The sequence below is a fragment of the Desulfurococcus sp. genome (assembly GCF_038881575.1).
Lineage (GTDB): Archaea > Thermoproteota > Thermoprotei_A > Sulfolobales > Desulfurococcaceae > Desulfurococcus.
In genome coordinates this window covers 134,500-141,365 of record NZ_JAVZPN010000001.1, presented here as the reverse complement: position 1 = coordinate 141,365, position 6,866 = coordinate 134,500, and the positions used below count along the sequence as shown (strand labels likewise).

The following is a 6,866-nucleotide window of genomic DNA, read 5'->3' as shown; positions in this document are numbered from 1 at the left end:
TACCTCCTTTACGTGACACCTTAATATTGCTCGCGATCTCCATGAAGTCCCTGATACCGCTTTCATGATGGGCTGCCTCCAGGGCTTCTGCTAGTTTCTCCAGGTGCCTCTCCACACGCTTCACGAGCTCATCGATCTTAGCCTTGTAATAAGCCCGTTTCTTAACAATAGTCACCTCTATTAATCCACTCACCTCAAGCAGTTTCATGAGCTCCGAGGCCCGGCTCTTAGTGTAACCTGTCGCCTCACATATCTCCCTCAGTGTAAGCGCTTTATTACTGGTTACCAGTACAGCCATGATCCTGGCCGTATTGGGTTTCAACCCTATGGTGTTCAGTAGAGTTATCAACCCTTTCACAGAGTACACCTTTGTCCGGTATTTCCCGAACGATCAGTATGTATAGAAAAGTTAATAAGCATTCTTCACCTGGTAAAGCATTAAGCGTTCTCTCTCACGGTGCTTCTAGATAGTTTTCAATGTGTTTTTGATTCCGTGCGAAGGATTGACCCTTGCTACGGGTTCACTAGCTTCACCTACACCTCATGGAGCCTTGTCGGGCCAATAACACGGGACTCTCATCTATGGATAGATGCCCACCACACTAAGGCTCATCGCCGACAGAGAATTCAAAAACATTTAAACCTATAGTTAAATTCGCGGCAGCATAAAAGAACCGTGATACCTAACCCTTAACCCAGGCGATTACCACTCCCACTATAAAGCCTACTGCGACGGGGCCGATTGTCAGCAACCCGAGGGTTGAGGCGATTGATTCAGCTATTTTAAGTATTTGTGGGGATGAGCCATATATTTTGGCGAGTAAGTCATATATGCTCCCGCCTATGCTCCATACGGAGAGTATTACTCCAAGTACTATGATGAGTATTAATGCTACAATGTACTTGAGGACCTTCAGTGAGAAATACCCGAGGACCAGTCCCAGTATGAATTGTATGAATACCGCTATATATACCTTTGGATTGCTCAGTAACTCATTGAGCAAATCGACCCCGGTTATATTAGTATTCTCCTCGGCTACAGTGTAGATTGACGAGAGTACTAGTGCTAGGAGAAATAGTGGAATAAGTCCCCTAAGCCTCATTAAGGGACACCATTGATACGCTATTACTTAACCCCTATATAAAGGTTTGTGGAGACAACCTATCCGTGCTGGGCGGCGGCACAGGCATCCATTCATTAAACCCTGAAACTATCGCCAGATAGGTGTTAAGGAATCTCCATACAAGCCTTAGAAAGAACGGCTTACCGTAGCCACGTAACTCATCCTCGAAAAACTCCATGTTCACGGTTATTGTTTGCGGAGTAATTATATTCGGCTGCACCATTATCTTACAGTCTATGCACACGGTTAGAGCCTTAGATAGAATACTATTCATTACCCTAAGCCTCTCAGCAGGCTTCATTTTCTCCAGTTCCCGTGCATGCTCAGGCGACACAACTATGGCGAGGGCGAGTATATACCTATCCGGCTTGTCAACAGGGTTCGCGACGGTGAAGTTCACGCCGGGGTTGCCCGGGGTAGTTACATTGATCCCCCATTTAATACCTGCTCCAGGAGGCGCCTCAAGCTTCCTGGTTGTAAATGACTCCTCCATCAGCCATTTAACTATTAGATCCTGTACACTCTCCCTCAACCCATAGACCACCATTAGCCTTAACAATACTTATTTCTTGAAGGGCTTATTTAATACTGTACGACTTTAAGTATAACTTTAGGTTAACAATGGTGGTACAGCATCTTGATAGAGTTGATTAGAGAGGTTTTACATGGAGCCGGTGGATACATAGGGGTTTTCATGGTTTCCCTCGTTTCAAATGCCATACCATACTCCACAATACCCTACTTATTCTGGCTAATACCGTTTTTCACACGATACAGGGATTTAGGGAACCTCATAATAGCTGTAGCTGTCTCAGCCCTCGGAGCTAGCGTGGGTAAGCTGATAGTGTATTTCGTAGGTAGAGGGTTAAGCACCCTGGGGAGCGAGTCGAGGTTTAAGCAGAATATATCGTATTTGACGAATAAGCACTCCAAAGCCGTATTCCTGACGGTGTTCCTAGCGGCTGCTCTACCCATACCTGATGACGTGGTGTATATACCTGTAGGGTACGCTAGGTATAGTGTCCCATTATTCTTCACAGCCCTACTAGCTGGTAAACTAGTAATAACGGTCATGGCCGCTATCTATGGAAGAGCCCTCTCCTTCCTCTTCGAAGAGCGGGGTGGGTTACCCGTATGGCTCTCCATAGTACTCTACATCTTTTTAACAATCATAGTAATGTATGTAGCCGGCTCCATAAACTGGATCAACGTAAGCAATATAGCTGGGGAGAAGGGAGTGGCTAAAGCAATTGATTTCCTCCTCAAGGAAATAGCTTTATCACTGAAGAGGATTCCGGGACGCATATCATTCTTGATCAAGAGAATCCTAGGCTTAATCCGCCGCGGGAATCAATCCTAACCAGTGTCAAGTTCTTTAGCGGATATTTAATTAGGGTTAACCATATATCTCTCACCGGGATGACGAGGAACCCGGGATATGGAGAGGCTTCTCGATGAATGAAGATAGTTAAAGCGGGCTCCGACCTTTAAGACTTGCTTTAAACGTTCCAGCGCTCCTCTGGTCTGGATTATAGGATTTATATTTTTGCATTGGAGTAATTAATTATTTGGTGGGAAATATGAGTGAGCCAGGTAAGGACTCTATAGGCAACGCGTTAGCCAGGGTAGTATTGTATGCTGTGATAGTAGCTATAGTAATGGGTATACTGCAATGGTTCTTCACACAAGGGGTGGATTTACTGGTTAAAACCACTAAGCTAGAAGGATTACGGGTCTTGAAAGACTATGCTACATACGTCTACATAATAGTCTTACTAGCACTGGGCTGGATGATAGTCGGTTCAGTAGCACAGTTATTCTACACAATGCTGAAGCCTAGATATGGTGCATCATCAGCTGCAGCCGTGAGGAGCATGGTTAAAATACTCGGCCTAGGAGGCCTGCTAGCAGGCATCGCAGGCGGAGTAGCTGGTGGAGCAGCTGGAGTAGCCCTAGGAGGCTTCATAGGCTTAGTCATAGGCTTCGCTACACAACAGGTACTTGGGCAGGCTGTCGCAGGGATGTTCATATTATTGGCGAGGCCGTTCAAGATCGGGGATATAGTGGATATAGCCGGTGAAAACGGGGTTGAAGTCAAGGATATATCAACAATGTTCACCATTGTACAGAGGAGTGACGGGGTTGAAGTACTGATACCGAGTAGCATGATCATCGGACAGAAGATAGCTATAAGGAAGAGGGCGTGAGACCTCTAAACCAGTACGAATTTTTAACATGGCTACCCGGAGGAAAGCACGTCATTCACCCCTAGATTTCAAGACCACCGGGATAACAAGTATTGACAACATGGTTGTTAGAACCGTGATTAATGATGGGCCCCCTACAGCATATAAATAGCCCGAGGATGCTGAGCCTATGAGGCTTATTGTTTCACCTATTAAACTATATAATCCGACACCATATCCGCCGCGGTTCTTAGCGAATGCTAGGAACAGGTTTGAATCTATTATATCGTTTGCCAGGTATATTAATCCGAGAAGGAATCCTATCAGGATACTGCTTTTTACGTTGACCAGGATCATTAGTACAAGAAGCCTAACCAGGATGCCCGCTGCAAAGGAACTCTTCTTAAACACCAGGCTGGAGCGGATAGCAATGTATAGAGCGAACGCTGTAAGCCTGCCCAGCCCATAAACCATTAACACATCGTTAATACCTAGCCTCAGCACCTGTGTTAAATAATAGGGAAGAGGCGTCCATAGGTATTCATTACCAAGCCTAAAGCCGACTAGGGCGAGGAATATCAATCCCGAAGGTACAAGAGCTGATGCATATATCCTTGTAGATAATGGTATGGAACCATTTATCTCCAAGTAGGAGAGCGTGAGAAGCCCCTTGACGGGTATGAAGATCTTTCCAAGCATTGATTCAAGCCTGTAGAGTACTCTCTCTATTTTCAACCGAGGTTCATGTATCACTAATAACCCTGAGAAGTGTAGGAGTGTGAATAATATTGCTAGATACATGTACCCGGATGTAACAATCGTGGAGAACCCGACTAGTGCAAGAGACACTATGATCACCGACTCGGATAGTAGTCTAAGCCGTGAAACCATTATCGATGCTTTGTTCCATGAGTCGCTATCCCTGGTCTCAAAAATATATGTGTTCACGGCAAGCCTTGTAGAGGCAAATACTAATGTGTGAACCATGTAGGTTACGTAGATCAACTGCTTCGAGTAAAGTATCATGGAGAAATACATCAAGGCTTGTAGCAGAGCCATTGAGGAGCTACCTATATACCATAAGAGCCTCACCTTCCCGGCATCAGCTAATCTATCCATGATCTTCACTACAGGTATGAAGACAAGGGTCCACAAGGCATTCAGTAACCCGAGTTCCACGGCATTAAAATTAAAGTATTTAACAGCAACCAGGTTCACCAGTAAATCCATTATCGAAACCAATCCTATGTTTAAAGCCGCCACTGGGAGATCCATGAAGCAGCACCAATCACTCTCTGTAATATACATGAGTTAAAAAGTAGACAGGCTGATTTTTAGTGTTTAGAGGAGGGTTTATATTGTTTGATTGATGGGTGAATCGTTGTTTGCTCGATCCACCCAGGTGATGAGGGCACCGCTCTGAGCCCAGATGGGTTTTAGCCTGGATGGATCTGCGGCGTTGTGCTCGACCGCCATCCATGAGCCTATGGGGTGAACTGGGAGAGCCCTCCGAGGAAGGCGGAACCCCTCGATGCAACCATGAAACCATGATGAAATAACCGAAGCGAACACCTAGGAGGAAACGGCCGGGTAATTAACGCGATTCATGTCCTGGGCTTTCCCAAGAGGATTGGCTAAACGTAATTGGAGTAGTAATCCCACTTGAAAACAGTATCGCCTCCGAGGAGTTCTAGTGCGTGCTTCCTACATTCCATTGCTTTATTAGTTATTACACTGCAATCATCATCACATAATAACGTAACAACTGGTTTATCAACAGTATCTATGTATAGTGTAACCACTCTACCACTGTAATCATAGTCTAATGCTTCTGGAAGACATAGCTCCTCGTCTATGTGGCTCAGTATACTCTTCCCAGACAAGTACGTAGTGATGAGCCGCATTAACCCTTGCCTCATACAGGGGGTATTAACGTGAAGAGGGTCGTGTAACTCTATGTGGAACTGGATGACCCTGGATAAATGCCTAGCTATCCTGAAGTCAACTGCTTTAATCCAGTTGGCTACACTACGGAGTAACTGCCCTAGCTCACTTAGGCTATTCAGGAAGACCTCGTATGTCCTAACCATTTTAACCTGCCAAGGGTTTTCAAGCGCCCCTGGTATAATACTCCTCAACTCCATAACTGCATCATATGCGGTTAAACCATTGAAGACCAAGAATGACGCCGTAACCACACCACTCCTCCCAAGCCCGCCGACACAGTGTACTAGAACAGCTCCACCGCTTTTTACATGGTGTTCTATGAAGAAACTAGCCCTTAAGAGATCGAGTAGTTCAACGGGATGTTGATCCCTAGTAGGCATGTATAGGACCTCCAGGCCGTGGCTGGCTAGTGATTCAACATAGTTTAACGGTGCCTCATACTGATCCATTAATGCCACTACCCCGGTAAAGTATCGTGTTAGTGCAGGGATATCACTTAATCTAGGCATAGGCGATTGAGCTAGCTTACCAGGTATCACCCATTGGAAGAACGTTTTCCCCACCCCCTGAATTGATCCCATCTTTCCACGGTGATCCTGGCTCCATCAATATATATTCCGGGAGATACGTTTCCCACCCTCCCTATGATACTATATGGTATCTCATAGTAGTCTAGTTCCCCAGCCACCTTATCCAGGTACTCTCCGGCGACAACTAGCACGGCACCATACTCCTCGCCTCCAACTAGTACATACCTCCACATGCATTCAACACTGTTCCTGCAATACTCTCTAAGTCCTGCCGGGTGCACCGGGAGATTCTCGAGGAGTATACCATACCCGCTGAGCTCCGAGAGTTGTTCCAAGGTATATCCAAGTCCGTCACTTACATCCATTGAAGCATGAATGAATCTATAAGTAGACATGATCACATTGGCTACTTCGAGCCTCAAGTACACCCTCTTAGTGTTATCAACGACCCAGCTTATTCCACTAGCCTCCACGACACCGTGGAGCGCTACAAAACCCATCGAGCCATAGGATCCCGTGGCGATAACGATGTCGCCTGGCCTGGCCCCACGCCTACTGGGGGGACGCTTACAGGTTGTAAACCCTATTACTGAGACAGCTATCCATGGATCAAGGCTTTCATTCGTATCTCCCCCTGTAATCCTTACATCATAGTAGCTACTCGCTTCACGGAGCCCCTCGACTAGCTCCTCTAAATCCAGGATATCTGTTTCACTGCTAAGTCCTAACCCAATCATTGCTACACTAGGTACTCCGCCTTTAACCACTACATCGCTAAGTGCACCGGTTAAAGCCATCCACCCGATATCGCTCCAGGTCCTCCATGGAAGCATAAGCGATTTTATTCTATAAGCATCCATGGAATATATCAACCTAGGGCCCCTTGGCAGTAAATCTCTAGCGTCATCAGGATGCGTGAGGCTCTCACCTGCCTCAGGCCTGCTGATCAATTTATCAGCTATAAGATTTGTTACCGCTTCCTCACCTATTTCCCCAAGGGATCCCCTCAATGAAGCCACCTTGACTACATGTTTTTATCTTTCTTCATGAAATATTTAGTTAGCGTCGTGTTAAAGGCG

8 protein-coding genes are annotated in these 6,866 nt (G+C 45.9%); 2 read left to right on the top strand and 6 right to left on the bottom strand.

All coding sequences use genetic code 11. The features are described 5' to 3' along the window. The 3 genes from QXV08_RS00715 to QXV08_RS00705 all read right to left on the bottom strand — a co-directional run. On the bottom strand, window positions 1-358 hold a 358-nt coding region (locus tag QXV08_RS00715), incomplete at its 3' end, for a helix-turn-helix domain-containing protein (RefSeq protein WP_342821368.1). Window positions 359-683: 325 nt separating this feature from the next. Beyond that, window positions 684-1,103: a hypothetical protein gene (locus QXV08_RS00710; protein WP_342785744.1), complete on the bottom strand. Its 420-nt coding sequence runs from the start codon at window positions 1,101-1,103 to the stop codon at window positions 684-686. 34 nt (window positions 1,104-1,137) lie between these two features. Then, window positions 1,138-1,656, bottom strand: a complete 519-nt coding sequence (locus QXV08_RS00705) for a DUF2299 family protein (RefSeq protein WP_342785742.1) — start codon at window positions 1,654-1,656, stop codon at window positions 1,138-1,140. 105 nt (window positions 1,657-1,761) lie between these two features. Here QXV08_RS00705 and QXV08_RS00700 point away from each other — a divergent pair, with 105 nt between their 5' ends. Continuing rightward, entirely contained in the window at window positions 1,762-2,484 is a 723-nt protein-coding gene (locus QXV08_RS00700; RefSeq protein WP_342785740.1) for a VTT domain-containing protein, read from the top strand. Window positions 2,485-2,704: 220 nt separating this feature from the next. Further along, window positions 2,705-3,331 (top strand): mechanosensitive ion channel domain-containing protein, encoded by a 627-nt coding sequence (locus tag QXV08_RS00695; RefSeq protein ID WP_342785738.1) that lies wholly within the window; start codon window positions 2,705-2,707, stop codon window positions 3,329-3,331. Between the two features lie 51 nt (window positions 3,332-3,382). Here the strand turns inward: QXV08_RS00695 and QXV08_RS00690 are convergent, their stop codons facing one another. The 3 genes from QXV08_RS00690 to QXV08_RS00680 form a co-directional block, all read right to left on the bottom strand. After that, window positions 3,383-4,585 (bottom strand): hypothetical protein, encoded by a 1,203-nt coding sequence (locus QXV08_RS00690; protein WP_342785736.1) that lies wholly within the window; start codon window positions 4,583-4,585, stop codon window positions 3,383-3,385. Window positions 4,586-4,944: 359 nt separating this feature from the next. Then, the gene (locus tag QXV08_RS00685) at window positions 4,945-5,766 is read right to left on the bottom strand and encodes a dual specificity protein phosphatase family protein (protein ID WP_342791487.1); all 822 of its coding nucleotides are present in this window, start codon (window positions 5,764-5,766) and stop codon (window positions 4,945-4,947) included. Window positions 5,767-5,792: 26 nt separating this feature from the next. After that, window positions 5,793-6,797, bottom strand: coding sequence for a thiamine-monophosphate kinase (locus QXV08_RS00680; protein ID WP_404990994.1), 1,005 nt, complete (start codon window positions 6,795-6,797; stop codon window positions 5,793-5,795). Window positions 6,798-6,866 lie beyond the last annotated feature (69 nt).

Bases quoted from the DNA above. Each gene is read 5' to 3' on its own strand.
- QXV08_RS00710 (WP_342785744.1), bottom strand. From the start codon at position 1,103: ATGAGGCTTAGGGGACTTATTCCACTATTTCTCCTAGCACTAGTACTC.
- QXV08_RS00695 (WP_342785738.1), top strand. From the start codon at position 2,705: ATGAGTGAGCCAGGTAAGGACTCTATAGGCAACGCGTTAGCCAGGGTA.
- QXV08_RS00690 (WP_342785736.1), bottom strand. From the start codon at position 4,585: ATGGATCTCCCAGTGGCGGCTTTAAACATAGGATTGGTTTCGATAATG.
- QXV08_RS00685 (WP_342791487.1), bottom strand. From the start codon at position 5,766: ATGCCTAGATTAAGTGATATCCCTGCACTAACACGATACTTTACCGGG.